Origin of the sequence: Rhodococcus sp. MS16 (assembly GCF_013277795.1) — a bacterium.
Taxonomy (GTDB): Bacteria; Actinomycetota; Actinomycetes; order Mycobacteriales; family Mycobacteriaceae; genus Rhodococcus_F; species Rhodococcus_F globerula.
In genome coordinates, this window is sequence record NZ_VBTM01000001.1 from 707,671 (window position 1) to 734,042 (window position 26,372).

The 26,372-nt window shown below is 62.4% G+C and carries 23 protein-coding genes; 11 read left to right on the top strand and 12 right to left on the bottom strand.

Translation table 11 applies throughout. The features are described from left to right. Positions 1-35: 35 nt before the first annotated feature. The 3 genes from FEZ60_RS03320 to FEZ60_RS03330 all read left to right on the top strand — a co-directional run bounded on the left by FEZ60_RS03320 (position 36) and on the right by FEZ60_RS03330 (position 3,893). The gene (locus FEZ60_RS03320) at positions 36-911 is read left to right on the top strand and encodes an LLM class F420-dependent oxidoreductase (RefSeq protein ID WP_116103237.1); all 876 of its coding nucleotides are present in this window, start codon (positions 36-38) and stop codon (positions 909-911) included. Between the two features lie 138 nt (positions 912-1,049). After that, positions 1,050-2,747: a SulP family inorganic anion transporter gene (locus tag FEZ60_RS03325; protein WP_095886288.1), complete on the top strand. Its 1,698-nt coding sequence runs from the start codon at positions 1,050-1,052 to the stop codon at positions 2,745-2,747. 78 nt (positions 2,748-2,825) lie between these two features. Then, on the top strand, positions 2,826-3,893 hold the full coding sequence (locus FEZ60_RS03330) for a ferrochelatase (RefSeq protein ID WP_172935507.1): 1,068 nt from the start codon (positions 2,826-2,828) through the stop codon (positions 3,891-3,893). A 10-nt stretch (positions 3,894-3,903) separates the two neighbouring features. Here the strand turns inward: FEZ60_RS03330 and FEZ60_RS03335 are convergent, their stop codons facing one another. Further along, positions 3,904-4,512, bottom strand: a complete 609-nt coding sequence (locus FEZ60_RS03335; protein ID WP_033232077.1) for a hypothetical protein — start codon at positions 4,510-4,512, stop codon at positions 3,904-3,906. A 108-nt stretch (positions 4,513-4,620) separates the two neighbouring features. Continuing rightward, positions 4,621-4,962, bottom strand: coding sequence for a metallopeptidase family protein (locus FEZ60_RS03340; RefSeq protein WP_033232076.1), 342 nt, complete (start codon positions 4,960-4,962; stop codon positions 4,621-4,623). A 77-nt stretch (positions 4,963-5,039) separates the two neighbouring features. Here FEZ60_RS03340 and FEZ60_RS03345 point away from each other — a divergent pair, with 77 nt between their 5' ends. Together FEZ60_RS03345 and FEZ60_RS03350 are read left to right on the top strand one after the other, a co-directional pair. Then, positions 5,040-5,528: a hypothetical protein gene (locus tag FEZ60_RS03345; RefSeq protein ID WP_172935508.1), complete on the top strand. Its 489-nt coding sequence runs from the start codon at positions 5,040-5,042 to the stop codon at positions 5,526-5,528. A gap of 161 nt (positions 5,529-5,689) precedes the next feature. Next, entirely contained in the window at positions 5,690-7,486 is a 1,797-nt protein-coding gene (locus FEZ60_RS03350) for an enoyl-CoA hydratase-related protein (protein WP_172935509.1), read from the top strand. A 17-nt stretch (positions 7,487-7,503) separates the two neighbouring features. On the opposite strand, the gene FEZ60_RS03355 is transcribed toward FEZ60_RS03350, so the two are convergent. Continuing rightward, entirely contained in the window at positions 7,504-8,322 is an 819-nt protein-coding gene (locus FEZ60_RS03355) for a hypothetical protein (RefSeq protein WP_045067725.1), read from the bottom strand. A gap of 67 nt (positions 8,323-8,389) precedes the next feature. Here FEZ60_RS03355 and FEZ60_RS03360 point away from each other — a divergent pair, with 67 nt between their 5' ends. Genes FEZ60_RS03360 through FEZ60_RS03370 form a run of 3 tightly spaced genes read left to right on the top strand, consistent with a single transcriptional unit; the run spans position 8,390 to position 10,971 of the window. Beyond that, positions 8,390-9,223 (top strand): DUF3097 domain-containing protein, encoded by an 834-nt coding sequence (locus FEZ60_RS03360; protein ID WP_092807988.1) that lies wholly within the window; start codon positions 8,390-8,392, stop codon positions 9,221-9,223. Positions 9,224-9,260: 37 nt separating this feature from the next. Next, positions 9,261-9,692, top strand: coding sequence for an NfeD family protein (locus FEZ60_RS03365; protein WP_033232071.1), 432 nt, complete (start codon positions 9,261-9,263; stop codon positions 9,690-9,692). 4 nt (positions 9,693-9,696) lie between these two features. Beyond that, positions 9,697-10,971, top strand: a complete 1,275-nt coding sequence (locus FEZ60_RS03370; RefSeq protein ID WP_045067726.1) for an SPFH domain-containing protein — start codon at positions 9,697-9,699, stop codon at positions 10,969-10,971. A 63-nt stretch (positions 10,972-11,034) separates the two neighbouring features. Here FEZ60_RS03370 and FEZ60_RS03375 read toward each other — a convergent pair whose 3' ends face one another. The 3 genes from FEZ60_RS03375 to FEZ60_RS03385 are packed head-to-tail and all read right to left on the bottom strand — an operon-like array spanning position 11,035 to position 12,951. Continuing rightward, entirely contained in the window at positions 11,035-11,568 is a 534-nt protein-coding gene (locus FEZ60_RS03375; protein WP_045067727.1) for a hypothetical protein, read from the bottom strand. A 14-nt stretch (positions 11,569-11,582) separates the two neighbouring features. Beyond that, positions 11,583-12,200: a MarR family transcriptional regulator gene (locus FEZ60_RS03380; protein WP_045067728.1), complete on the bottom strand. Its 618-nt coding sequence runs from the start codon at positions 12,198-12,200 to the stop codon at positions 11,583-11,585. A 31-nt stretch (positions 12,201-12,231) separates the two neighbouring features. After that, entirely contained in the window at positions 12,232-12,951 is a 720-nt protein-coding gene (locus tag FEZ60_RS03385) for a TVP38/TMEM64 family protein (protein WP_141486182.1), read from the bottom strand. A 400-nt stretch (positions 12,952-13,351) separates the two neighbouring features. On the opposite strand from FEZ60_RS03385, the gene mutA reads away from it, so the two are divergent. Genes mutA through meaB form a run of 3 tightly spaced genes read left to right on the top strand, consistent with a single transcriptional unit; the run spans position 13,352 to position 18,533 of the window. Beyond that, complete coding sequence (gene mutA / locus FEZ60_RS03390) at positions 13,352-15,247, top strand: methylmalonyl-CoA mutase small subunit (RefSeq protein ID WP_172935633.1); 1,896 nt, start codon at positions 13,352-13,354, stop codon at positions 15,245-15,247. After that, positions 15,244-17,496 (top strand): methylmalonyl-CoA mutase, encoded by a 2,253-nt coding sequence (gene scpA / locus FEZ60_RS03395; protein WP_033232065.1) that lies wholly within the window; start codon positions 15,244-15,246, stop codon positions 17,494-17,496. The genes mutA and scpA overlap by 4 nt, the downstream gene beginning before the upstream one ends. 17 nt (positions 17,497-17,513) lie before the next feature. Continuing rightward, positions 17,514-18,533, top strand: coding sequence for a methylmalonyl Co-A mutase-associated GTPase MeaB (gene meaB, locus FEZ60_RS03400; protein ID WP_172935510.1), 1,020 nt, complete (start codon positions 17,514-17,516; stop codon positions 18,531-18,533). Positions 18,534-18,648: 115 nt separating this feature from the next. Here meaB and FEZ60_RS03405 read toward each other — a convergent pair whose 3' ends face one another. The 6 genes from FEZ60_RS03405 to FEZ60_RS03430 all read right to left on the bottom strand — a co-directional run bounded on the left by FEZ60_RS03405 (position 18,649) and on the right by FEZ60_RS03430 (position 26,370). Continuing rightward, complete coding sequence (locus FEZ60_RS03405; protein WP_172935511.1) at positions 18,649-21,273, bottom strand: LuxR C-terminal-related transcriptional regulator; 2,625 nt, start codon at positions 21,271-21,273, stop codon at positions 18,649-18,651. 178 nt (positions 21,274-21,451) lie between these two features. Continuing rightward, positions 21,452-22,402: a sulfite exporter TauE/SafE family protein gene (locus FEZ60_RS03410; protein ID WP_033232063.1), complete on the bottom strand. Its 951-nt coding sequence runs from the start codon at positions 22,400-22,402 to the stop codon at positions 21,452-21,454. Positions 22,403-22,633: 231 nt separating this feature from the next. Further along, positions 22,634-23,668, bottom strand: a complete 1,035-nt coding sequence (locus FEZ60_RS03415; RefSeq protein ID WP_116103249.1) for a nucleoside hydrolase — start codon at positions 23,666-23,668, stop codon at positions 22,634-22,636. Continuing rightward, entirely contained in the window at positions 23,661-24,137 is a 477-nt protein-coding gene (locus tag FEZ60_RS03420) for an OsmC family protein (RefSeq protein ID WP_116103250.1), read from the bottom strand. The genes FEZ60_RS03415 and FEZ60_RS03420 overlap by 8 nt, the downstream gene beginning before the upstream one ends. Before the next feature lie 31 nt (positions 24,138-24,168). Continuing rightward, positions 24,169-25,473 (bottom strand): CoA transferase, encoded by a 1,305-nt coding sequence (locus FEZ60_RS03425; protein ID WP_116103252.1) that lies wholly within the window; start codon positions 25,471-25,473, stop codon positions 24,169-24,171. Positions 25,474-25,491: 18 nt separating this feature from the next. Then, positions 25,492-26,370 (bottom strand): 3-methyladenine DNA glycosylase, encoded by an 879-nt coding sequence (locus FEZ60_RS03430; protein WP_116103253.1) that lies wholly within the window; start codon positions 26,368-26,370, stop codon positions 25,492-25,494. Positions 26,371-26,372 lie beyond the last annotated feature (2 nt).

Consider the following 26,372-nt stretch of genomic DNA (forward strand, 5'->3'; position numbering starts at 1 on the left):
GTACGTGCCGGTGCACAGTCGAAGGAGTTGCATCGATGCGAATCGGCATCAGTACACCGGTCGTGAGCGTCATCCCAGGCCGAACGGCGGATTGGGAACTGGACGCGGGGATCGAGGAAATCGCAGAGATTGCGCAGCATGCCGATCGGTGCGGCTTCCATTTCGTCACCTGTAGCGAACACATCGGTATGCCCTCCGACGTATGGTCGCCTCAGCTGCCCAATGGGCGCGGAACGCGCTATTGGGATCCTCTGGCAACCTTGTCGTATCTGGCGGGAAAGACCGAGCGCCTACGCCTTGTGACGAACATCCTTGTCCTCGGCTATCACCATCCCCTCGAGATCGCCAAGCGATACGGGACTCTGGACCGGATGAGCGGCGGGCGCGTGGTTCTGGGCTTGGGCGTAGGGACCGTCGAGGCGGAATTCAAGGCACTGGGTGTGCCATTCGAAGGACGAGGCCCGCGCGCAGATGACGCGATGCGCGCGCTACGCGCATCGCTGTCACAGCTCGAACCGGAGTATCACGGCGAGTTCTACGATTTCGACGGATTGATCATCGATCCCCACGCGATCCAACCGCGCGTGCCGCTCTGGGTCGGTGGGCACAGCAAGCGCGCGTTGCGGCGGGCTGTGACGCTCGGTGACGGGTGGATGCCCGGCGCACCGGACATGGAGACCCTCCGAACAATGTTGGCAGGATTTCCGGAGCGTCCCGCGGGCTTCGAGGTTATCTGCGGTGCGGACTCTCTGGACCCGGCCGCGCACCCTGATCAGGTAGAAGAGACGCTTGCCGAGATGGACGAAGCAGGCGTCACAATGGTCCCGTTCCGCCCAGTTCATCGATCACTGGCGCACTATCTCGAACAGCTCGATGCAATGGCTGCATTGGAGAACTTCACGCCGCTGTGATCCTGCGGAGTTCTCGAAGAGAAAGCCCGCGGCGCTTCACCCGGTCGGGATGAGGCGGGAGAGTGCACCCGTGGTCGACGATGGGATCACGAATCACCTCCCGGACGAAGGGCGCCACATGTCGTATCTCGGGGCTACATGAGCGCAGTTCTGGGTCGCATACGTGCTCTGCTGCCGCGCGAGCGAATGACCCGAGCCGATGTGATCGCGGGTCTTCCCGGTGCGATCGGTAGCGTGCCTGACGGTATGGCCTCGGGTGTGCTCGCCGGAGTGAGTCCGCTGCACGGTCTTTATGCGAGCATGGCCGGCCGGGTATTCGGAGGATTGTCCACCAGTACCCGTCTGATGGTGGTCACCACCACGAGTGCCTCAGCACTGGCGGCGGGGTCGGCTCTGACGGATATCCCCGATGAGGACCGATCTGCGGCTCTGGTGATGCTTACCCTCGTCGCCGGTGGCGTGATGATCGTGGCCGCCGTCTTGCGGCTGGGGAGATACACGCGCTTCGTCTCACATTCCGTGATGACCGCATTTCTGCTCGGGGTTGCGGCCAACATCGCGTTCGGTCAGATCCCGGCGCTGTTGGGGGTCGACGCGGAAGGCGGGTTTGCGCTCGCGAAGGCAGTGAATGTGTTGACGCACCCGGGGGAGATCGACTGGCGGTCCGCGGTGGTGGGCGTCAGTGCCCTGATACTCATGTGGGCATTGGGACAGACCCGGTTGCGGTTGTACGCATCGTTGGTTGCGCTGCTCGTGCCGACCGTTCTTGTGGTGGCGTTGGGTTGGGATTCCGTGAGCCGCGTTTCCGACATCGCGACTATCCCCACTGGATTCCCGATCCCGGGTCTTCCCGATCTGACCGTGCTGAGCCCCGCCCTGCTCAGTGGCGCGCTGACGGTGGCGGTCATTGTGCTGGTCCAAGGTGCCGGAGTGGCCGAATCCGCCCCAAATCCGGACGGCTCACGCTCGTCCGCCAATCGAGACTTCACCGCGCAAGGTGTCGGCAACGTCGCTGCATCCTTGCTCCGCGGGATGCCAGTCGGAGGATCGGTGGGGCAGACTGCGCTCAATCGCACAGCGGGTGCCCGTACCCGTTGGGCAGCGATCTGGTCGGGTTTGTGGCTGGTTGTCCTGCTCGCAGCCTTCGCGGGACTGGTCGGGCAAGTGCCCATGCCAACCCTCGCAGCTGTCCTGATTGTGGCAGCTGCCGGGTCCCTGGATCCGGCCAAGCTGTCGGCCATCTGGAGCAGCGGATATACCTCCCGGGTCGTGTTCGGTACAACGCTGATGGCGACGCTGTTGCTGCCGGTCACAGCCGCGGTGGGAATCGGGGTCGCGCTCTCACTGATCCTGCAGCTGAACCAGGAAGCCATCGACCTCAAGGTGGTCCGCCTGCGGGTGGACGGCAACCAACTGGTCGAGGCGAGCGCACCGAAACAACTCTCCGACAACGAGATCGTGATACTCGACGTGTACGGCAGCCTGTTCTACGCGGGAGCGCGCACGCTTGCGGCGCATCTGCCGGATCCCGCCGGTGCGAGGTCGCCGGTGGTGATCCTGCGGCTGAGGGGGCGCACGACGGTGAGCGCAACGTTCTTCACCATCGTCGCGGATTATGCTCGTCGACTCGACGCGGTTGGCGGTCAGCTGCACCTCAGTGGGATCGACCCGCGCATTCGCGACTACTGGACCGACGAACTCCTCGCCGCGCATGGGGTGAGCATCGAGTTCCACCCTGCCACCGCAACTATCGGCGAATCGACCCTCGCCGCGTATGCCGAGGCGAGAGTTCGGACGCACGACGGCGACAATCCGCCACGCGAAACGCCTTGTTAGTTCTACTGCAGTTAGTTCTACTACAACAGTGCGTACCCGGGTTTTGTCTGGCGATCGGCATCGCGCAAGATTGAAGGCATGACTGTTGGTGTGGACGACAAGTTCGATGCTCTTCTCGTGTTGTCGTTCGGCGGTCCCGAAAAACCCGAGGACGTTCGACCCTTTCTCGAAAACGTCACGCGGGGAAGGGGAGTTCCACCTGAGCGTCTTGATGCGGTCGTTGAGCACTACATGCACTTCGGTGGTGTCTCGCCGATCAATGCACTCAATCGAGATTTGATCGAGCGAGTCCGGGGTGAACTGGCAACGGCGGGGCTGGATCTTCCGATCTACTTCGGAAACCGCAACTGGCACCCCATGGTCGAGGACACTGTGGCACAGATGCGCGACGACGGTATCCGCAACGCGGCTGTCTTTGCCACGTCGGCGTGGGGCGGGTACTCGGGGTGCCGTCAGTACCACGAGGACATCGTCCGTGCTCGTGAAGCGGTCGGTGACGGCGCACCGACATTGACCAAACTTCGTCAGTATTACGACCATCCTCTGGTCATCGGCGCGTTTGCCGACGGAATCCGGGCGGCGCGCGCGGCTCTGCCCGAGGCGACTCGCGACGACGCTCGGCTGGTGTTCACGGCGCATTCGGTACCGATCGCCGCCGACAGAAATGCCGGACCGCCCGAGTTTGGCGGCAACCTGTACAGCCGTCAGGTCGCTGAAGCCTCGCGCCTGGTTGCCGGCGCTGTGGGCGTCGATGGTTTTGATCTTGTGTGGCAGTCACGATCCGGCCCGCCGCAGGTGCCGTGGCTCGACCCTGACATCTGCGATCATCTGGATATGTTGTCCACCAATGATGTTCGCGCGGTGATCGTATGTCCTGTCGGTTTTGTCTCCGACCACCTCGAAGTGGTGTGGGATCTCGACACCGAGGCCAGGGACAAAGCCGCAGAACTCGGAATGGATTTTGTGCGGGCGGCGACGCCAGGCCAGGACCCGCGTTTTGCGCAATTGGTACCGACGCTCATTTCCGAACGTCTGGCCGGTGAGCCGCCGCTCCGCCTCGGGGTCGAGCCGTTGCTCGGCTCGACCACCAACGGCGTTTCCTGCGCGGTCAACTGTTGTGCCGCAGTGCAGCGGCCTAAGCGCTGAGCGCTTCGAGCTATGCGTTGGGCTGCTTCAGCTTTCCGCACGGGCCTGGCACCGTCGACGTACTTCGTGAGGTCAGCAGGGCGGCGACGATCGCCTGGTCTTCGGCACTCAGCGACGGATCGATGTAGTTGAGCGACGGCGCACCTAGTTCACGGACGCGTCCGGCAAGCGTTGCGACAAACGACACCTTCTCTTCGTCGCCCCGGTTTGCTTCGTGGATCTGGAGGACGGATACCGGAAACTTGCGCAGTGTGACCGGCAGGAAACGAGCGGCCAGAACATGGTCGACGTTGAATCCGGCCCACACTCCCTGGTTTGCTTCCACGCACTCGGCGTCGGAGTGCGCTGCACTCTCGCCGATGTACTTGCGCGGCGGGACCAACTTCTTAGGGGCAAGCTCGGACGCGCCCTGCTGCAGGACCGGATAGTCGCCGTCTGTGTACATCCACGGCTGGTTTGCCATCGTGATGAGTCGGCCGGCATCCAAATCGGGTAGGTACCGGGACTTGAGGAGGAAGGCCACGCTGTCGACCGAGATGCCCAACAGTTCGGCGGCCTTCTGACGACTCATGGCGAAGGTCGGCGTGTTCTTCGGGGCGATCTGGATCAGGTTGACCATGTGAACTCCTGTAGATGTTCAGTTGTTGCGGCGTGTCGGTACAGCTGACATGACTATTCGGCGATTATCAACCTCTAGCTCATTTTCGCAGCCTATGTGAGTGTGATGTCACCAACCGAGCTCTCGTAAACGGGGATCTCCGATGCCGAAGTGATGACCGATCTCGTGAATCACTGTGCGTCGTACCTGCTCGACAACCTCGTCTTCGGTGGAGCAGATCGAGCAGATCGATCGACGGTAGATGGTGATGCGGTCGGGAAGTACACCGGCGTAGGTGGTTGTTCGCTTCGTGAGCGGAATTCCCTGGTACAAACCGAGCAGTCCGGGTGGGCCACCTTCGAGTTGAACGGTCACCGCAACATTGGCCATTTCGCGACCGAGTTTGGGCGGCAAGGTGTCCAAGGCGCGTTTGACCATGTCCTCGAACTGGGCGTCGTCGACGTCGATCATCTGACTATTGTGCGGGAATCGCGCACCTGGGGGTGTGTCCATCTGGAAACAGTGCAGCGTGCGGCTATGTTGGTGGAGTGGCCGATGATCTGTACCAGCGTTACGAATTCACGTTTATCGTTCCCTTGCTGACGCTCTCGCAGGAACAGATGCTCGCCAAGTCCCTGGGTGGACGGGTGGAGGAGCGAAAAGGTCTGCAGTTGTTGACTCTCGCCGCGGAAGGCATGCGGGCGGCGACGACCGCGATCACTCTTGTCGACCAACTTGCCGGCTCCGGTGTGCGACCCGAGCGGACTCATCCGGATCTGGTGTCCCGGCAGGACATCGCAGATCGTGCGGGTGTCACGCGGCAAGCCGTCGGGCAGTGGGTGCGCGGAGTTCGGCAAGCGTCGACGCCCTTCCCCGTTCCCTACAACTCGGTGGCGGGTGGCATCTGGTTCTGGGGAGATGTTCTGGCGTGGTTGCGTCGTCAGGGATACGGGCAGGACACAGGCTTGCGGTACCCGACGCTAGATGAGCACATTCGAATCGACCGGCATATTGCGATCAACCACAAAACTCCCTGACGTCAGCTCCAGCAAACTGTTTGCTTGATAGTAGCTGTTGAAACAAACCGACTGTAGGTATATGGTCCCCAAGTACCTAATTCAACCTATCGGTGCGTTGGTCGTGCTTGGGGGAGCCTGGTCTACGCCGTTGATACCCGACTATGCAAGCAGGGGAATTCATGGTTTCGACCCCCAGGGCGATCTCGTCAGCTGTGTCGCTGACGGTTGCCTCGAATGACGTGATGTCACCACCAGCAACATCTAGGCAACGTAGCGGTTGGGTGAGCGGGCAGCGATTGCGCACTGTCGCTGCTGGCCTGTTTGCCCGAAACCAGCCAAGCGAGTCGCCGACGCCGACGCCGACGCGCACGGTGCTACTTCTTGTCACCTCGGACAACGGGCTGTCGCAGCGGGCGGCGCTGGTGTTGCGCGAGGCCGGCCATCGAGTGCGGACGGCAGTGGTGTCGGACGCGGAGTCGGCGCTCGTGGCCACTGCACCTGACGACTTCGATCTCATCATCTGCCCGTATCTGAAAGTTTATATACCGGAAGAGATTTGGCGAAGATGGACGACGATCATCATCCATCCCGGACCGCCAGGGGATCGAGGTCCCTCTTCGCTGGACTGGGCGATCGCGGATGGCGAGAGCACCTGGGGCGTCACCGCATTACAAGCTCGCGAGGAACTCGACGGTGGACCGGTGTGGGCGTGGCGAACCTTCGACCTGTGCGCCGGTGCCCCCAAATCTGCGGTCTACAACGATGCGGTTACCGCCGCAGCGGTGGAGTGCATCCAGGAAGTAGTCGACAAGTTCGGAACTCCGGATTTTGTGCCGCTTACCTCGGAATCGGTACCGCGGCCGGTAGCGTCCGCGACGACGCGGCCGGTCATGAAACAAGCAGATCGCGCATTCTCGTGGTCACAGGACGCACCGAGCATCATGCGCGCGATCAATGCGGCGGACGGTTTTCCCGGTGTGAACACCGAATTGGGACTCGACCGTGTATTTGTCTACGACGCACACCTCGACGCTCATGTCGACGCCGACCCCGGCACCATTCTCGAGTATCACCACGAGGCAATCCGTGTTGCCACCGGCGCCGGGACCGTCTGGATCGGCCAAGCGCGCCCTGAAGGTCCGGCAGGTTTCAAGCTCCCGGCGACAGCCGTGGTTCGCCCAGGCACCTTTGTTCCGCAGGTGCAAGACAGTCGCTACCCGGGTATCGACTACCACCGGGACGGCGATATCGGCTACCTCTCCTTCCGTTGCTACAACGGCGCGATGAGCACCGCGCAGTGCCGACGGTTAGCCGACCGTCTGCGCTGGGCCATCGAACTTGATACCAAGGTTCTGGTGTTGACCGGTGATTACGGCGGATTCAGCAACGGTATTCACCTCAATGTGATCGAGGCCGCCGCCGATCAGGCCGGCGAAGCGTGGTCGAACATCAAGGCCATCAACGCGGTCGCGAACCAGATCGTCAATTGTGTGGACCAGGTGCTCGTTGCCGCCTTCACCGGAAATGCCGGAGCCGGCGGCGTCATGCTCCCGCTCGGCGCCGACGTCGTCGCAGCCAGGGACGGTGTAGTTCTCAATCCGCACTACGCCACGATGGGATTGTTCGGCTCAGAATTGCACACGTACACGCTTCCCGCCCGGGTTGGTGACTACCAGGCTCGGCGGCTGCTTTCGGAGTGTCAACCCATCAGCATCGGCCAGGCTCGACAGATCGGACTTGTTGATGCCATCGGGCCTCGCGATCCGATGCTTTTCGAGTCGTGGCTGAACAAGATCGCAACAGACCTTCTCGTCGGGGATCGGCGGAAAGCGATGCTCGAGAAGAAACGATCGCGGCTCGCACTCGATCCGGTCGCGCCGTACGAACAGCGGGAACTCGAGGAAATGAAGAGCGACATGTTCGGTGATCGCAACGGGTTCGCTGAGAATCGTCGAAAATTCGTTCGCAAGTTGTGATCGGTGACTGTCGCTGTCTAGTTTTCGCCCGCCGGGTGGTGTGAGGAGGCACTCGCCACCGCTGCTGTTCGGGCGGATCGCACCGCGGCCCACAGCGGCCGCAACAAGGATTCTCGGGCATGGACAGCGGAGATGCTGGGTGGTTGGTTGGTCGAATCATGCTCGGCCACAGTCAAAATAGCGGCAACCTGATCGGCGCTGTCGAGGACTCGCAGCGCCCGAGGTGCAAGGGAATCGGGGTAGCGGTGATGCGCCAGGTCGGAGAGTGCATCGGCAATTGCTGCCCGGGCATCGTCACCCGGCGTGCCGGTGGGGACGGTCTGAAGCGACAGCAGTGCCGCGGCGGCGTCGCGAACGGCCTCGCGCATCGAATATTCGGCTTCTCCGAGACCGACATACTCGGCCGGCCCCGTCACGGTCGGCACGGAGTACACCGTCCAGCGCAGAACGTCGGGACCTTCATGCACGGGAACGAGTCCGATTCCCGCAGATCCCGCAGCGCCGACCAGAACACCTTCACCGGCGCCCAACGCGGCTGCGGCGAACCCGGTACCGGCAGGCAGACCGCGCACATCACCCGGGGCAGGTAGCGCCAATCGTAAGTCGGTCGGTGAGATGTTCCCGGCGCGTCGCAGCACGCGGAGCAACATCGGCGCGCCACCGTCGGTGATACCCGGCCAGTCGAGTCCGAGGGCCGACGCGGTATCCGCGTCGGCGGCACCGATCAAATGCATCGGTGCCCACGCCACGAGCGCATCGATGACGTCGTCCGGGGCGCTGTCGCCGGCGAGCCATGATGCTGCCCACACGGTGAGCGTTGCGCTGGGAGAACTCATGACAGAAGAGTTTAGTTCGGCGTGGCAACCTGTGCCCCTTGGGCGTTGTCACCTAGCGTTATCCGGCGTGAGCGGTGGAAACGGATACGGTGACATCTTCGCGGGCCATGCCCGCACCCAGAAACGTCAAGTGCCCCAGGTGGCGGCCGAGCGCGACCTCGTCGTCGAGGATGCGGCAACGGGATTCTGCGGCGCGGTCGTCGGATTCGAGCGCACGTACGACGGTGATTTTGTTCGGCTCGAGGACGGCCGTTCGCAGAAGCGACTGTTTGCGATGCGTGAGGCTGCATTCCTCATCGACGGCGCACCCGTGACGTTGGTGCGACCGGCACCTAAGGCTACGTCTGCCAAGTCGGCGAGGTCCGCGTCGGGATCGACCCGTGTTGAAGGATTACGCGCTCGCACAGCACTTCCCAGCCGGATCTGGGTGGAGGGTGTCCACGACGCAGCCCTGGTGGAACGGGTGTGGGGACACGACCTGCGCGTCGAAGGTGTAGTTGTCGAACACCTCGAGGGCTTGGACAACCTGGGGGAGCGACTTGCGGAGTTCGGCCCAGGTCCCGGGCGACGAGTCGGTGTTCTTGTCGATCACCTGGTTACCGGCTCGAAGGAAACGCAACTGACGCAGGGCCTCGGCCCGAACGTGTTGGTGACGGGCCATCCGTACATCGACGTCTGGGAAGCGGTCCGGCCCAAGTCCGTCGGAATTGCTGCCTGGCCGAAGATTCCGCGCGGCGAGGATTGGAAGACGGGGATTTGCCGGGAACTCGGCTGGGGGACACCTCAGGAAGGGTGGCGGCGTGTGTACAACGCGGTGGAGAGCTTCCGCGATCTGGAAGCTCCGCTGATCGGAGCCGTCGAACAGCTTGTCGATTTTGTCACCGAGCCGAACCTGACGTAGGCGCGGCGCAGATCACACTCTCTGGTTAGATGGTGTTGTGGCTGCACTTCTTTGGCTTGTCGGGGCACTTGTGCTCGCCGGCGCGGAAGCACTGGCAGGAGATTTCTTTCTGCTGATGCTCGCCGGTGGGGCGCTTGCTACTGCCGGTGTCAGTTCGGTCACCGATTTTCCCGTGTGGGTCGACGCCGTCATGTTCGGCGTGTTCTCGGGAGTGCTCATTCTCGGTGTTCGGCCTTTCCTGTTGCGACGCTTCGGGACTCCGCCGCCCACTCCGATGGGAATTCAAGCGCTCGAAGGTAAACGTGCCGTCGTTCTCGAAGAGGTCGGCGAGCATGCCGGCCAGGTCAAGCTGGACGGTCAGATATGGACAGCTCGCCCGCTCGACAGCGCTGACGTGTATCCAGCGGGGACAACGGTGACGGTGATGGAAATCAACGGGGCAACAGCAGTTGTCTGGAGGGGACCGTAAAAACATGGCAGCACTTATAGTTCTTGGTGTCTTGGTGCTTTTCGTGATCTTGGTGGTTGCGAAATCGGTAGCACTGGTACCGCAGGCAGAAGCCGCGGTCATCGAGCGACTCGGTCGGTACTCGAAAACAGTGTCGGGTCAGCTCACATTTCTGATCCCCTTCGCGGATCGGGTGCGAGCGAAGGTAGATCTGCGCGAACGCGTTGTGTCCTTCCCGCCGCAACCGGTGATCACGCAGGACAACCTGACGTTGTCCATCGACACCGTGGTGTATTTCCAGGTCACCAATCCGCAAGCGGCGGTGTACGAGATCAGCAACTACATTGCCGCGGTCGAGCAGTTGACCACGACGACTCTGCGTAACGTCGTCGGCGGTATGACGCTGGAAGAGACGCTGACCTCGCGTGACTCCATCAACGGTCAGTTGCGTGGTGTGCTCGACGAAGCAACCGGCCGCTGGGGCCTGCGGGTCGCACGAGTGGAACTCAAGAGCATCGATCCGCCGCCGTCGATTCAGGAGTCGATGGAAAAGCAGATGAAGGCCGACCGCGAGAAGCGCGCCATGATTCTCACGGCTGAGGGGCACCGCGAAGCTGCGATCAAGACGGCAGAGGGTGCGAAGCAGAGTCAGATCCTGTCAGCTGAAGGCAACAAGCAGGCGTCCGTTCTCAACGCCGAGGGTGAGCGTCAGTCGCAAATCCTTCGCGCGCAGGGTGATCGCGCTGCCAAGTATTTGCAGGCGCAAGGTGAAGCCAAGGCCATCGAGAAGGTCTTTGCCGCCATCAAGTCGGGTAAGCCGACGCCGGAACTGCTTGCGTACCAATACCTTCAGACGTTGCCTCAGATGGCGCAGGGTGACGCGAACAAAGTGTGGCTGGTGCCGAGCGATTTCGGCGACGCACTCAAGGGCTTCGCAAAAACACTGGGTGCACCAGGCGATGACGGCGTGTTCCGGTACGAACCGCCCGCGGCGGAAGAGAACCTGCCCAGCCCGGAGGACGATTCCGACGAGGTAGCCGAATGGTTCGAGACAAAGTCCGACCCGGCTATCGCCGAAGCAGTTCGCGCTGCGGAAATCGCGGCCCGGACACCGGTAGAGGATCCTGCGGCAGCGGTTCGCGCACAGCGCGAAAGCGCCCCGCAGTTCACCGACCCGGCGCTGCCGGCGCCAGGTGAAAGCCAATGGTCCGGACAGTTCCAGCAGGAGCCGGAACCTGGAGAATTCCAGCAGAAGTACCCGTACCAGGACCAACCGCCGGAGGGCGGACCGCGTCACTAGCCGCCCGGCGGCGGACCGCGTCACCAACGTTTGAACAATTTCGAAAAGCGCTGATCACTGGAACTACGTGATCAGCGCTTTTCCTGTTCCGCAGACAGCAATCGCCCAAAGGACGCTGGCGAAGGTTCCGATGATGAACTGTTCCGAGGCATGGGGTTCACGCAGTTCGGGATACCGGGCCAATCCCTTGACTGCCAACACGATTGCGATACCTTCCGGCCACCCAGCCAGAATGGACACTGCGACGGCGATGCGCTCGAGGACTCCGATGACGCGGCCACCGCGCAATGGACCAGCGTTGGGTGCGGGGCTGCCGTCCGGTTGCCGTCTCGCAACCTTGAACGTGGCCAAAACCACGGGAGCACCCGCCGTGGCCGAAGCCAGGACACACAGGACAAGTGTCGCTCCGAGCGCAAATCCCGTGACCGGTGTGGTCCGACTGGCGGCCAGCGCCGCAACCCCGAGGGCGGGTAGAGCCACGGTGGCAGATACCCATTCGGGAACCTGGACGTGGCCGCCGCTCAGTTTTGGCAGCGCAGCCGTGACCAGCGGTGCTGCGGCTGCAACTGCGAGCGCGATCAGTGCCAGAACAACCATGTAATGCGCCCCTGTCAGTGTGTGGTGCGAGCAGTGTAGGTCTGGGCTCGGACAAGTAGCCGCTGGGAGAGTCGTCGGCCGGCAAGTTCGGCTTGCCAGCCGGCGGTGAGCAGGCGTTTCGACATGGCCTGCTTGGTGATTCCGAGCCGCTCGGCGGCGGCGGCCTGGGTGAGGCCGTCGTCCATCAATGCGATAGCCGCACGTCCGTCAGGTGTTTGCCGAAGCACGATCGTGCCAAGCATGGTCAGGGCGCCGTCGATGTCCGCGGCAAGTTCGGCGAGGTCGCCGTCGGCTGGGGCCTGCTCGACGGAGATACGCGCGGGGGCTTTCTTGGCACGTTCGACGGCGATGCGTGCCGCTTCGAATGCCGGACCACGCCCGGCGCGAGTCTGGGCGGGAAGTGGTTCTTCGACGGGGCCGATTCCGATTCCGACACTCCAGTATTCGCGTCGCAGTAGTTCGAGCGCCAGGTGGACCAGGAGTTGGGGATCGTCGGTGACTGCTTGAATCTCGTCGCCTGCTGTCCGTTCGAACCCTCGAACGAGGGGAGCGGACGCGAGATCCCGAAGGACTTCCTCGACACGGTCGACATCGCGGCGACTACTGCGCTGGTCGACTGTCAGTACGAACATGAGTCAACATTAAGAGGTTGATTTCTCTATGTCAATCTTTAGAAGTTGACTTCTCACTATCAACCTCCAGGGTTTGACCCGTCAGAGCTTGGCCATCGGACGGTTGGTGCAGTTCCACAGATGTCTTGCGAGCGTCGAACAGCAATCCGCCGATGCCGATGGCAATGCAGATTCCTGACAGCACAAGCAAGCGAGGGTCGGCTTCGCCGGACAGGGCATCGCCGAGTACGACGATTCCGATCGTGCCGGGCAAAATTCCCACCACTGTGGCGATCACGTAGGGCACCAGGCGGATCGACGAAATGCCGCAGCAGTAGTTCACCACTGAAAACGGGACGAACGCGATCAAGCGCAGGGACCCAACGGCCAGCCATCCGCGTTTCTCGATCCGCTCGTCCACTCGCCTGATTGTCGGACTCGATATCCGTTGCCAGACCACCTCTCGGCCGATGGCGCGGACGAGATACAGAGCCAGGATGGCACTGACCGTGGTTGCCGCGACGGTGAGAGCGATACCTGTCGCCGATCCGAACAGCACGCCGGCGCTGAGGGTGAACACCGTCCGAGGAAAGGGCGCGACGGTAACCAGGGAATGAACAAGAAAGAACACGAGCGGAAACATCGGTCCGATGGAATCCGCCCACTCCCGGACCTGAGAAACCGACGGGTGCGGCGCAAGGAGTGCCGCCACGAAGAGTGCGAGCACCAGCAGGACAATCGCGATCAATCTTCGGTCCAACAGGCGCCCCATCACAGGGCACAAGGTTACCGGTGCGCGTGAGGAATCCCGACGTATGCGGCCCAGTCGTCCGGAAACCGGGTGCCCCTACCAGCGTGATGTGATGAAAACCACTACCCTTCGGGTAGGGGTGACGTGGGAGGTCCCGCCCAGTGAAACCAACTCGCCGGTAACTCGTAAACGCGCTGAACAATCGCTAGGTAAGGATCGGGGCTGCGCGCCAATCCTTGCCGTACCAGCCGGTAGGCAAGTTGTCGGGCGGCCTTAGCAGACCCCTTCGCCGCGAACGTGACGTGATCCTCACGATAAGCACGTCCGAAGGCGGGTTAGCATCACAGCCATAACGAGCAATTCGATGAACAGTTCCGATAACAGGTATAACGCTTACGCACAACGAGAGGCAGCGGACACAGTGTCATTAGCTTCAGAAGCCGAGGCTGTCGAGCAGGCATATGCGGAGTGGCAACGCTCCGTCGCCGGAGTGCTCGCCAAGTCCCGTCGAGTCGACGCCGCAGAACTAGGCCCCGAGCCGCAGAAACTGCTCGAAACCGTCACATACGACGGCGTCACTGTCGCACCGCTCTACAGCCCACGCGACGAGCGCCCCGAGCAGACCCTGCCCGGTAGCTTCCCGTACGTCCGCGGAGTCGACGCTCATCGCGACGTCAATGCAGGCTGGTTGGTTTCGGCTCAGTTCGGAACCGCTTCCGCCGCAGACACCAACCGGACCATCCTCGACGCACTCGAGAACGGTGTCAGTGCGATCTGGCTCAAAGCCGGACTCGGTGGCGTCTCCGTCGCCGATCTGAACGCGGTACTCGAGGGCGTGCTCCTCGATCTCGCTCCGCTCACACTCGATGCCGGCGCCGACGCAAGCGCCGCCGCCCGCGCGATCCTGGCACTGCTCGATGCCCGCGCGGAAGCCGGTGACGGAGTCAGCGATCGCGCAAGCATCCGCATCAACCTCGGCACGGCACCGCTGACGAGTTCCTTCTCCGGCGCAGCCGACGTCGAGCTGACAGAAGCAGTCGAGCTAGCTGTCGCCGCTGACGCTCGCGCCGAATCGGTGCGGGCCATCACCGTCGACGGCACGGCATTCCACAATGCCGGCGCCGGTGACGCCGAGGAGCTCGGAGCGGCTGTCGCAGCCGGTCTCGAATACCTCCGCGCGCTCACCGCAGACGGCGATCTGACCATCGGTGCTGCGTTGGCGCAGTTGGCTTTCCGTTACGCAGCCACCGACGATCAGTTCCAGACCATCGCGAAGTTCCGCGCCGCACGTCTCGTGTGGGCCCGCATCGCTCAGGTCTGCGGCGCATCCGACTTCGGCGGCGCACCACAGCACGCTGTCACGTCCGCCGCGATGATGGCTCAGCGTGATCCCTGGGTGAACATGCTGCGCACCACCCTCGCCGCATTCGGCGCCGGTGTCGGTGGAGCAGACGCGGTGACGGTTCTTCCGTTCGACGTCGCCCTGGCCGACGGCACCCTTGGTGTCAGCAAGTCCTTCTCCTCACGCATCGCGCGCAACACGCAGTTGCTTCTCCTCGAGGAGTCGCACCTGGGCCGCGTGCTCGATCCGTCGGCGGGCTCCTGGTATGTCGAAGACCTGACACAGCAGATTGCCGCGACTGCCTGGGAGTTCTTCCAGGAAATCGAAGCAGCCGGCGGATATCTGGCCGCACTCGAAGCGGGAATAGTCTCCGATCACATCGCCGCTACCAAGGCCAAGCGTGACTCCGACATCGCACACCGCAAGACCACGGTCACCGGTGTCAACGAGTTCCCGAACCTCGGCGAAACACCGCTTTCCGCCGAAGCCGTCGAGCCCGGCCAGTCCGTCGCCCGGTACGCGGCTGCGTTCGAAGCGCTTCGTGACCGCTCGGACGCATTCCTCGCTGCCGGCGGCGCCCGCCCGACTGCGCTGCTCGCGCCGCTGGGCTCGGTTGCAGAACACAACGTGCGCACCACGTTTGCGTCGAACCTTCTCGCTTCGGGCGGTATCGACGCAGTCAACCCCGGCCCGCTCGAGGTAGGCGCAGAAGCCATCTCCGCTGCGGTCAAGGCATCCGGCGCCACCGTCGCCGTGCTGTGTGGCACGGACAAGCGTTACGGCGAGAGCGCCGCAGCGGCCGTCGCAGAATTGCGCGCTGCCGGTATCACCAAGGTGCTGCTGGCCGGCCCGGAAAAGGCCGTCGGCGATGCCGCGGGCGATTCGCGTCCGGACGGATTCCTCACAGCCCGCATCGACGCAGTATCGGCTCTGACCGAACTGCTCGACTTCATCGAGACGGGAAGCTCCAAGTGACGACACGAGAGGTCAAGCACGTGATCGGCAGTTTCGCCGAGGTCCCACTCGAGGACCCGCAGTCTCCGGCACCCACACCACCGTCGGTCGAGCAGACACAGGCCCTCATCGAAGAGGGTGCCACCGCCAACAACTACGCCGCTGAGCAGGTTGTCTGGTCCACGCCGGAGGGTATCGACGTCAAGCCGGTGTACACCGGCGCAGACCGCGCGGCCGCCGCCGAGTCCGGTTACCCGCTCGACAGCTTCCCGGGTGCTGCACCGTTCCTGCGTGGTCCGTACCCGACCATGTACGTGAACCAGCCGTGGACCATTCGCCAGTACGCCGGCTTCTCTACTGCCGCCGAGTCCAATGCGTTCTACCGTCGCAACCTCGCGGCCGGTCAGAAGGGCCTGTCGGTCGCGTTCGACCTCGCGACCCACCGCGGCTACGACTCCGATCACCCCCGCGTTGCCGGTGACGTCGGAATGGCCGGTGTCGCAATCGATTCCATCCTCGACATGCGTCAGCTCTTCGACGGTATCGACCTCTCACAGGTGTCGGTCTCGATGACGATGAACGGCGCTGTGCTGCCGATTCTCGCGCTGTACGTCGCTGCGGCAGGCGAGCAGGGTGTCACTCCGGACAAACTGGCCGGAACGATCCAGAACGACATCCTCAAAGAGTTCATGGTTCGCAACACCTACATCTATCCGCCCAAGCCCTCGATGCGGATCATCTCGGACATCTTTGCGTACTCGAGTGCGGAAATGCCGAAGTACAACTCCATCTCCATCTCGGGTTACCACATCCAGGAAGCCGGAGCGACGGCCGATCTGGAACTGGCATACACCCTCGCTGACGGCGTCGAGTACATTCGCGCCGGCCTCGACGCCGGTATGGACATCGACAAGTTCGCACCGCGCTTGTCCTTCTTCTGGGCCATCGGCATGAACTTCTTCATGGAGGTCGCCAAGCTCCGGGCCGGACGCCTCCTGTGGGCCGAGCTTGTTGCCAAGTTCGATCCCAAGAGCGCCAAGTCGCTCTCGCTGCGTACCCACTCGCAGACCTCGGGCTGGTCGCTGACCGCGCAGGACGTCTTCAACAACGTTCCGCGTACCTGCGTCGAGGCTATGGCTGCCACTCAGGGCCACACCCAGTCGCTGCACACCAACGCACTCGACGAGGCCATCGCACTGCCGACGGACTTCTCCGCGCGTATCGCCCGCAACACCCAGTTGCTGCTGCAGCAGGAGTCCGGAACGGTTCGGCCCATCGATCCGTGGGGTGGCTCGTACTACGTCGAGTGGCTCACCAACGAGCTCGCCAACCGGGCACGTAAGCACATCGAAGAGGTCGAGGAAGCCGGCGGAATGGCTCAGGCCATCAACGAAGGCATCCCGAAGCTGCGCATCGAGGAAGCTGCTGCTCGCACCCAGGCGCGCATCGACTCCGGTCGGCAGCCGCTCGTCGGCGTCAACAAGTACGTTCCCGACGAGGTCGACACCATCGAAGTTCTCAAGGTCGAGAACTCCAAGGTGCGCAAGGAACAGCTCGAGAAGCTGGTTCGTCTTCGCGCGGAACGTGATCCGGAAGCCGTCGAGGCCGCACTCGCGAACCTCACCCGCGCTGCCGCATCCACCGAAGGCGGCATGGAGAACAATCTCCTCGCCCTCGCAGTTGTTGCCGCTCGCGCTATGGCTACCGTCGGCGAGATTTCCGATGCCCTCGAGAAGGTGTACGGACGCCACCAGGCCGAGATCCGCACCATCAGTGGTGTGTACCGAGACGAGGCAGGATCGGTGAGCAACATCAGCAAGGCAATGGAACTGGTCGAGAAGTTCGCCGAGGACGAGGGACGTCGTCCCCGCATCCTCGTTGCGAAGATGGGCCAGGACGGTCACGACCGTGGCCAGAAGGTCATCTCCACGGCCTTCGCGGACATCGGATTCGACGTTGACGTCGGACCGCTGTTCCAGACCCCCGAAGAGGTCGCCAATCAGGCGGCCGACAACGACGTCCACGTAGTCGGTGTGTCGTCGTTGGCAGCCGGTCACCTCACCTTGGTGCCGGCGCTGCGGGAAGCGCTGGCTGCGGCCGGTCGTCCCGACATCATGATCGTGGTCGGCGGAGTCATCCCGCCCGGCGACTTCGACGAACTCTACGAAGCCGGCGCTGCTGCCATCTTCCCGCCCGGAACCGTCATCGCCGACGCTGCCAGCGGATTGCTGGAGAAGCTGGCCGTCCAACTGGGCCACGATCGCAGCTGAGAAGGGGTTGACTGAAGATGGCACAGCCCATCGACACGCCGACGCCGGCTGCTAGGCCATCTGTTGATTCCCTTGCCGAGGCCGTGCGCGCAAATCAGCGCGCCGGCCTCGCCCGGGCGATCACCCTCGTCGAATCCACACGCGACGATCACCGGGCGCTCGCGCAGCAACTACTGCTGAAGTTGCTGCCCGAAGCCGGGGGAGCGCACCGCATCGGCATCACCGGCGTTCCCGGCGTCGGCAAGTCGACGTTCATCGACGCGCTCGGAATGTACTTGCTGGGCAAGGGACATCGGGTTGCGGTGTTGGCGGTCGATCCGTCGTCCACCCGCACCGGCGGCTCGATTCTCGGCGACAAGACGCGCATGGCTCGGCTTACCGTCGAACCGAACGCGTACATCCGGCCATCACCGACGTCCGGCACGCTCGGGGGTGTTGCCAAGGCAACCCGCGAGACCATCGTGCTTCTCGAAGCTGCTGGTTTCGACGTCATCCTGGTGGAGACAGTGGGTGTCGGGCAGTCCGAAGTCACTGTTGCCAACATGGTGGACTGCTTCACGTTCCTGACCCTCGCTCGTACCGGAGATCAGTTGCAGGGCATCAAGAAGGGTGTTCTGGAACTCGCAGATCTGGTCGCGGTCAACAAGGCCGATGGCAAGCATGAGCGCGAGGCGCAGGGCGCTGCCCGCGAACTTGCGGGAGCGCTTCGTCTGATCTACCCGCACGACGCTATCTGGAAGCCGCCCGTCATCACGATGAGCGGTCTCGAAGGTCTTGGCCTGGACGAGTTCTGGGGAACTGTCACGAAGCACCGTGAGGTGTTGACCGAGGCGGGTCAGTTCGAGGAGAAGCGTCGGAAGCAACAGGTCGACTGGACCTGGACGATGGTGAACGACCAACTGCTGCGCCGACTTTCGGCCAATGAGAGCGTTCGCGCGATCCGTGCCGATGTCGAACGAAGCGTACGCGAAGGATCGTTGACTGCGGCGTTGGCTGCTCAGCGGATTCTGGACGCATTCGACGGAAGCGACAAGTAGCACTAGAAGTCAGGCACGGTCGTTGCGACTCCTCATTTTCGAGGAGGTGCAACGACCGTGCTGTTTCTGCAGGTGCGGTGCACAACAGAGTCCGTGAGACGACCGATGTCGAACGTCAGAGGAGCTGTAATGCATGTGCCTTCGCCAGTGCCTCGTCGCGATTGTGTGCGTCGAGTTTCTTGTACAGGGAACGCAATTGCGACTTGATCGTGTTGGCGGAGACATGAAGTTGCCTGGACATCGAAACGGTGGTCATGCCGAGGGCAAGTAGTGCGAGGACCCGTTGTTCTCCACCGGTCAGGATGACAATGTGCACGGACTTCGGAAACGATTCCGGGGTAAAGACTTTCGTAAATTTCTCGAGTGCCTTCGATTGCGTGGATGCGGCCGCTTCCAGCTTCTCGATATCTTCGGCGGCGATGGTCGAGAAGGGGCGCAACAGTCCGGTCTGGTCTGCGATAGCGCAGGCGTAGGACCACGCCTCGATTGCACGATGATGCTCACCGAGTTCCGAATGTGCAACTGCTTGAACCAGAAGGGATTCCATCTGTGCGCGCGGGTACGGCTCGCCCTTCCACTGGTACTGATTGCACAGGATGATCGCCGATTTGTTCTGGCCCATACGCTGTCGGACGCGTGCGACCGACACCAGGGTCCACGGGTTGCTTCCAGGATCGGCGATGCCCTCTGCAAGTGACGCGGCCTGGTTTCCTTCGCCGAGGGCTAGAAGTAGATCGATCTCGGTGGACAGCATCAGTGGCTCGGCAATGGACGTCGGATTGCACTGCGCGGAGTGGGCAGCGACTGTTCTGCGCAGCAACGACAACGCTGAGAACGCGTCACTGTTGCTGAGGGCGAACTGACTGCGGGCGTAGACGGTGAACGCCCAGAATTCGTCCGCATAGAGTGCATCGTTCTCGGTGGGGTGCCCAAGTTCGGTCAGTGCCCGTTCGGCATCTTCGAAATCGAGTGAATCGAGGGACACCAAGGCGCCGGCCGTTAATCCGGCAACCTTGACCTGGGATTGCATCTTGATCTCGACGTTTCGATGTTGGTTTTCGAAATCCAACCATTGCCGTGCGCGGCGCAGTTCACCGACTACCGCCCAGTTCAGCGCCGCTGTGCCGGCGGCGCTTCGCGCGATGTAGTCGATGCGCTGCGATTTCCCGCTCCAGTAGGCCATTCGCGCTAGGCCTGTCGATTCGGCAAGTCGGCCGTTCAGTTGAAAGGTGATTGCCCATTGCGCTCGCATGGTGGAAAGTCGATCGCTGATGTCGTGCCGATCGGTCTCGGTGATGTAGCGGCTCAGTTCGATCAGACGCACGGTGACATCTGCAGCGCGATCGTATTCGCCGACGTGCATGAGCATCAGAGCCTGGATGCAACCGATGGTGAGAGCTGACACGGCATCGGCACTCGCCCCGAGTTCGCGTAACTCATCAGCCGAATCGGGGAGTGAGGTCCCGAAGGTCACCTGCTCGTCGGGATGTTGCAGGTACAGATTGCGTGCGGCCCGGAAGCTCGAGTGCTTGTCGGTGGACTCGGGCGGAATCTGCTGGAAGGCAGAGCGAACCAACTCGAGATTGTCCGCGATCATCGTGGCCCAGTGCTTGTCGAGAATGTCGACTGCAAGCGGCCAGTCCTGTGCCTCGACTGCATAATCGAGCGCAGACGCGTGTTGTCCGGCATCGAGTTGAGCGCGCGATAGGTATGACAGACGAGCGGCCGGATCACTTCCCCCGGAGGGTTGGGACGTCAGGATGGATTGTCGGATCGCCGGTGCCAGTCTCCAGGTTTCCACGACCTCGGTGTCGACATACGAGAGAACCCCGGCAGCTTCGAGCGCAATGAGTCGATCGCGAATGTGCTGAGAGGATTCGCAAGATTCGAGCAAATGCATGACGGTATCAACGGTGAGCTCACGGGCTGCTGCCGTAGCGACGACAAGATCGTAGTGTCCGACCAGGTGCGCCTCGGCCGCGATAGATTCCTGGGTGTAGTGCTGGATTACTCGTCGCAGGTTATGCCGGAGAAGGTGTTCGCGTCCGACCTGAGTTGGAAGGTTTTTGAGTACCGAAATCGAACGGCGTACCAAAACTGGCAACCCGCCGGTCATTGAGTAAATATGTTCGATTTCGCCGGGAACGATATGTGCACCGGAACCTTCGAGAACGCTCGTCGTATCCTCGAGCGTGTAGAGAAGGTCGTGCGCGCTGATCGATTCCTGATCGAGATCGAGCAAATGAGGTTCGGGGAACACGGTGCGACCCGTCAAGGTCACAACGAGATTGACGCATCGGCAATACTTGACGAGGTCGGCGAGGCTTTCGTCCAACTTGCCATCCACTTTGTCCGGCCTGATCAATACAAGAATGACCGGGCGCGAGTTGTCGCGGAGCATCCGAACTATCGCGGTGAATGGGTCTTGCTCTTGCTCGATCACAGGATTCGGAAAGACAATTCCGGCGCTGACGAACCTTTGCAGCGCGTGTGCCCAGTATTCACGGGCCGTCATGGATGGAGCGGGCTCAGGGATCCAGACGGAAATGCGCTCAGTCGCGCGAATGGTGCGCAACCACGAGGCGACCAGGGTGGATTTCCCGTAACCGATCGGTGCGCGAATAATGGTCAGCGCGGCATATTTATCGAGTTTCGTGAATTGCGGCTGGTGCGAAATCGACTCGGGGTGGGCACGCCGGTCAGGAATTGACGACCAATTGTGGCGGTCCTTACCGATCACCAGAGCGGACTCCTTATATCGGCAGCTTTCGCGCCATGTGAACGGTTTGTCGTCTACTACCGTTTGTTCACAAGGATCCTAGCCGGTGTTAATCGGGTGAACGAGGGATATTCCGACTTCGTCGTCTTTCTTCGTTGAATGCCGGTTCGTAGACGGGATCGCTCTTCGGCAGCTGAACTTATCGCTTCTCGGGCGCGACCGTCGGCTCCGTGATTTCTTTCTCGACGGCCAGTTCGATACCGGCGAACTCGCCTTGGGCTTCGGCTGCGGTGAGCTTGGACCGCTGCCACGCGTAGACCAGCAACGCGGCCCAGGCGCCGATGATTGCGACGTATCCGAGCACCGTCACAGCGCCGGTGATGTCGAAGGACTTGAACAGTTTCTGCGTATTGGTCAGCACGATCACACCGCCGACGGCAGTGCCGAGCAAGGTGGCGGGAACTCTACTGACCAGCCAGGCGGCGGCTGGAGCTGCGATGATTCCGCCGAGTGCCAGGCCGGCGACAACCAGGAGATTGCCGGCAGATTCGCGGCCAAGCCCGACGAGGAAGCCCAACGACGCTGCTGATGCGACCAGGAACTCCGACGCGCTGACCGAACCGATCACGGTGCGCGGAGCAGTTTTGCCACGCGAGAGCAGGGTGCTGGTGGTGATAGGGCCCCAACCGCCGCCGCCGGAGGCGTCGATGAATCCTCCGAACAGACCGAGCGGGGATAGGAACCGAGCAGTGTGCGGTGTACTGCGAGCATGGGCGGTCGCGGGTGGGCGGACCGAGAAACGCAGCGCGACATAGACACCGATCGCGAGGAGGATTGTCGCCGTAATGGGGACCGCTGCTTCGGTAGACAGGCCGGACAAAACCGTCGCACCGGCAAATGCGCCTATTGCACCCGGAACACCGAGCTTGGCGACCAACTTCCAGTCGATGTTCTGGAACTTCCAGTGCGACAGACCCGAAGCCAAGGTAGTTCCGACCTCGGCAAGGTGCACAGCGGCACTGGCCTGGGCAGGCCCGAGCCCGCCGATCATCAGCAGGGTGGTTGCGGTGACACCGAACGCCATTCCGAGTGCGCCGTCGACAAGTTGAGCGCCGGCACCGACAAGTGTGAACAACAGCAGGTTGAACATGAGAAGACAGACTCCGAGCGAAGAAGCGACAAAGTCAGGGGTGCAGGCAGCGAGAAATCGCCGCTCAGCAACACGCCTGATCGAAGCATGCGCTACGACGAGTGGGCCAGAACGCCATCAATCCGAGCGCGAATGCCGGCGAGGCATCGGAGCTGGATATCTGCACGGTGGGGTCCTTTTATCTCGTTTGTGGGTTCTGTTCCTAGCGAGCATAACCGTTGACAGCGAATTTCAACCCACGGCGCGAGCGAACCGTCCCACCCGTTGGACAAGTTCATCGAAGAACTTCACCGGATCAGTGCTGATGGCGATGTCCGCATTGGGGTCACGTTTCCAGTGTCCGACCCAGTCGGCGACGGTGGTTCCGATCAGAAGTGGGCTCTCGGTTTCGACATCCACGGTTGCCGGCCTCAGTGTGGCCATCGTCGGGTCCAGGGCAATCGCAGCGGCAAACGGGTCGTGCATGTGGGCGAGGAATCCCTGGTCGTACTCCCGATGAAACTCCATGTAGAACCGGATGGCGTCGGACAGGTGCCGGATGACGCTGTTGGACGCGGCGCTGCGGACGTCCGGTCCGTCGTCCGGGGAAATGATCTCGGCCGGGGTGCTCCCAGCCGCTTCGGCAAGCCGACGGACGTGTTCCGGGAACATCTCGATCGACTCGGTGACATTGAGTCCACAAATGATCGGACGCCGGTGCGCCGGGACACCGGAAAACGCGTCGAACACTTCCTTGGCTGCGTGTGGGTCGACGGAGACGTTCCACTCGGCGGTAGGCGTGGTGTTTCCCGGGTAGTTGAACGATCCGCCCATCACGACCAATCGATTCAGCAGACGTGGGAGGTCGGGCTCGATCCGGATCGCGAGGGCAAGGTTCGTCAGCGGACCGGTCACCAGACCTGTGATCTGACCGGGATATTCACGAACCAGGTCCACCCACAATTCGGTGGCGGTACGTACCGACAACTCTCGCCCGGAATCGGGGAGTACCGCATGACCGATACCTTGCGGTCCGTGGGTTTCCTCGGTGGTCCGTAGCGGGATCACCAGGGGCACGGCGGCGCCCAGGGCAACCTCGATGTCGGGGGCTCCGCACAGCTCGAGCCAATTGAGATTGTTTGCCGCGACCTGTTCCACGGGGACGTTTCCGGCGGTGCTCGCGATCCCGAGAATCTCGGCTTCGGGGCTGGCCAGCAGATACAGCAGGGCCAGCGAGTCGTCGATGCCCGTGTCGACGTCGACAATCAGCTTGTGTCGGCTATTCATCGGTCGCAGCCACCGTGGTAGGCGCGTTCAGGACAGGGAAGTTCACGGACCGCGCGATGAAGCATTTCGCGTGAGCGGGGCCGTGTAGAGCCTCAGCCTTGTCGACCATCGATGTGTCGGACACCAAAACCGTTGGATGCAAGGTTACTTCGATGAACTGGCCGTCACCATCCGCCTCCTCGATCATCGTGCCGACCGGCTGATCTGTGTAGTCGAGCACAACGACTCCGGCAGCGGCGGCCAGTCCGAGATACCAGAGCATGTGGCATTGAGCGAGCGATGCGACCAGCAGTTCTTCGGGGTTCCACCGCTCCGGGTCGCCACGAAAAGCGGGATCGGAACTGCCGAGGAGTTCGGGTTTGCCCGCGGCTGATACGGAATGGTCCCGCGAATAGGCTTGTGAACTGGATGTTCCGGTTCCCAGATCGCCTGTCCATTGCAGATCCAGGGTGTACGTATGCGACTTCACATGTCCATCTTGCCCTGTATGCGTCACTATCTCAGCGCGCCCACGCGGCAACGTCGTTGCCCCACTTCTGTGCTGGTCGCGGATAGTCGTCGAACTCGGCCAGCGCCGGCCGCGCGGTGGTGACTTCACCATGACTGACAACAACATCTGGCCCTGGCGCCTCGGGCGGCCCGGGTTGCAGGGTTCGGCCCGGAGCATCGAGCAGTCGGACCCCGGTCCGAGCTAGTGCCACGTCGACATCGCGACCGAGCCCGTCCTGTCTTCGCAAGGTCAGCGCGTCCACGACGGCGGCCGCGAGGAAGTATCCGGTTGCGTGGTCGAGCGCTTGGGCCGGGAGCGCACCAGGCTTGTCGCCACCTTCGAGGAACGAGATCCCCGAGGCGGCTTGCACGATGGAGTCGAATCCGCGTCGATCTGCCCACGGTCCGTCCCAGCCCCACGCACTGACCCGTCCGTGAATCAGGTGCGCGGGGAGTTCGTGCCCGATGAGTGCCTCGAGGGCGCCTGGCCGGTACCCGGTCACCAGCACGTCGGCGGTTTCGAGAAGTCCGCGGAAATGTGCGGAGCCTTCTGTGCTCTTCAGGTCGAGAAGTGCCGAACGCTTTCCGTGCCCCGTATCCAGGTGCTGCCATTCGATTTCCGGCATGCCTGGGGGATCCAGGCGCAGGACGTCGGCGCCGAGTAGAGCCAGCGCGCGTGTTGCGACAGGTCCGGCAATGACGCGGGTGAGGTCCAGAACACGCAATCGGGGCGAATGCGTGGGTGATCCTTCGGTGTCCCGGACTCGGATGGATACGAGCGGCGCCGACCGCGCTGTGGCGTACTGCTCGCTCAGACGCCATTCGTTCTCGGTACGGACACGGACAGCGATAGCCCCGGCGTCTGCGGCGCGCTGTTCGATCTCGATGGCGTCGATCGCGGATATCCGTTGCACTACATCGTCTTTGGTTGCGCTGGAACCCAGTTCGAGGATGGACAGTAGTCGGTCGCGGTGGTGCGGGTAGTTGCCGTGGGTGCGCACCCAGCCGTCGCGGGCGGCAAAGAAGCCCGAGTACGCCGAGAACGCGTCGACGGGTTGTCCGCCTATCCGCAGGAGTCGGTCACTGGAGAAGGACGCGGCGATGCGTTCGGGATCGAGTGTCCATGGCGTGCGATCAACCAGTGGCGAGCGGTCTATCGCCGACGCAAAAGCGGCCACTGATCCGGCGGCGAGGTCGAACACCGGTAGGTGCGCCGAGAGGTAACCCCCGGACTCGGGACAGGTGATCGAGGAGTGGACGTGCGCTCCGACATCGCGCTGGTATTCGTCCAGATAGAACCCGTAACCGTGCTCCATTCGATGCCTTTCGGGAGGTCAGCGACCGAGCAGGTCCCGGCACCGTTCGGCCAGCGTAGCGCGCAGCGGGGCGGCCCTCTCCGCCAACTGCTGTTGCTGCCGCACGTATTCGGCACGGCCAGCCGGTGTTTCGATGGCGATGGGGGAGTATCCGTAGTCGCGCAGATCGTATGGACTGGCGCGCATGTCGAGTTCACGCGCCAGGAGTGCGTGCTCGAAGCAGGCCATCACCAGATCGGAATCGACGAGCGGCAGAAGTTTGAAGCTCCATTTGTAGAGATCCATCCCGGCGTGCAGGCATCCGGGCTGCTCGTAGTCGATCTGCGTGTCGCGAATCAGGTTGAGCGCATTCTTCGGAGCCGCGTCCGGAGTGAAGAAGCGGAACGCGTCGTAGTGAGTGCATTTGAGGGGCAAGGATTCCACTACGGCGTCGGTACCCGCGAATCCCAGTCGCAGGGGAACAGACTGATGGCGGATCGCTTCCTCGCCGCCCCGGTACACCATTGCCCACTCGTGCAAACCGAAGCAACCGAGCACAGCGGGGCGCGAAGAGGTCTGGTTCAACAGATTCCAGACGAATTCGACCGTGGGCAGTCGACGCTCGAGCACGGATCGATCGACGCTCGCGCAACCGGATTCGTCGACGCGATACCCCGAGAACTCTGCGTACTCGGATCCGGCCTCCAGCGCTACGCCGTATCCGGGGTGCCAGCGTCGAAGCTGCGCGGGCTTGAAGTTGTAGTACGTGAACAGGAAATCATGCACCGGGTGAGAAATACCGGCACTGCGACGCGCCCGGTGCGGCCCGACAAGCTGCTCCACTTTTTCGAAGTGCAGAGCTTGCCGAGCCGTCCACTCGCTATGTGCGAGCGCGAGTGTTTCCACCGAACGTGTCATGG

What these genes read in the sequence shown, in the direction of transcription:
- FEZ60_RS03355 (WP_045067725.1), bottom strand. Translation starts at nt 8,322, where the DNA reads ATGAGTTCTCCCAGCGCAACGCTCACCGTGTGGGCAGCATCATGGCTC.
- FEZ60_RS03325 (WP_095886288.1), top strand. Translation starts at nt 1,050, where the DNA reads ATGAGCGCAGTTCTGGGTCGCATACGTGCTCTGCTGCCGCGCGAGCGA.
- FEZ60_RS03340 (WP_033232076.1), bottom strand. Translation starts at nt 4,962, where the DNA reads ATGATCGACGTCGACGACGCCCAGTTCGAGGACATGGTCAAACGCGCC.
- FEZ60_RS03350 (WP_172935509.1), top strand. Translation starts at nt 5,690, where the DNA reads ATGGTTTCGACCCCCAGGGCGATCTCGTCAGCTGTGTCGCTGACGGTT.
- FEZ60_RS03330 (WP_172935507.1), top strand. Translation starts at nt 2,826, where the DNA reads ATGACTGTTGGTGTGGACGACAAGTTCGATGCTCTTCTCGTGTTGTCG.
- FEZ60_RS03425 (WP_116103252.1), bottom strand. Translation starts at nt 25,473, where the DNA reads ATGGAGCACGGTTACGGGTTCTATCTGGACGAATACCAGCGCGATGTC.
- FEZ60_RS03320 (WP_116103237.1), top strand. Translation starts at nt 36, where the DNA reads ATGCGAATCGGCATCAGTACACCGGTCGTGAGCGTCATCCCAGGCCGA.
- FEZ60_RS03415 (WP_116103249.1), bottom strand. Translation starts at nt 23,668, where the DNA reads ATGAATAGCCGACACAAGCTGATTGTCGACGTCGACACGGGCATCGAC.
- FEZ60_RS03335 (WP_033232077.1), bottom strand. Translation starts at nt 4,512, where the DNA reads ATGGTCAACCTGATCCAGATCGCCCCGAAGAACACGCCGACCTTCGCC.
- FEZ60_RS03410 (WP_033232063.1), bottom strand. Translation starts at nt 22,402, where the DNA reads ATGTTCAACCTGCTGTTGTTCACACTTGTCGGTGCCGGCGCTCAACTT.
- FEZ60_RS03380 (WP_045067728.1), bottom strand. Translation starts at nt 12,200, where the DNA reads ATGTTCGTACTGACAGTCGACCAGCGCAGTAGTCGCCGCGATGTCGAC.
- FEZ60_RS03385 (WP_141486182.1), bottom strand. Translation starts at nt 12,951, where the DNA reads ATGGGGCGCCTGTTGGACCGAAGATTGATCGCGATTGTCCTGCTGGTG.
- FEZ60_RS03370 (WP_045067726.1), top strand. Translation starts at nt 9,697, where the DNA reads ATGGCAGCACTTATAGTTCTTGGTGTCTTGGTGCTTTTCGTGATCTTG.
- FEZ60_RS03430 (WP_116103253.1), bottom strand. Translation starts at nt 26,370, where the DNA reads ATGACACGTTCGGTGGAAACACTCGCGCTCGCACATAGCGAGTGGACG.
- meaB (WP_172935510.1), top strand. Translation starts at nt 17,514, where the DNA reads ATGGCACAGCCCATCGACACGCCGACGCCGGCTGCTAGGCCATCTGTT.
- FEZ60_RS03375 (WP_045067727.1), bottom strand. Translation starts at nt 11,568, where the DNA reads ATGGTTGTTCTGGCACTGATCGCGCTCGCAGTTGCAGCCGCAGCACCG.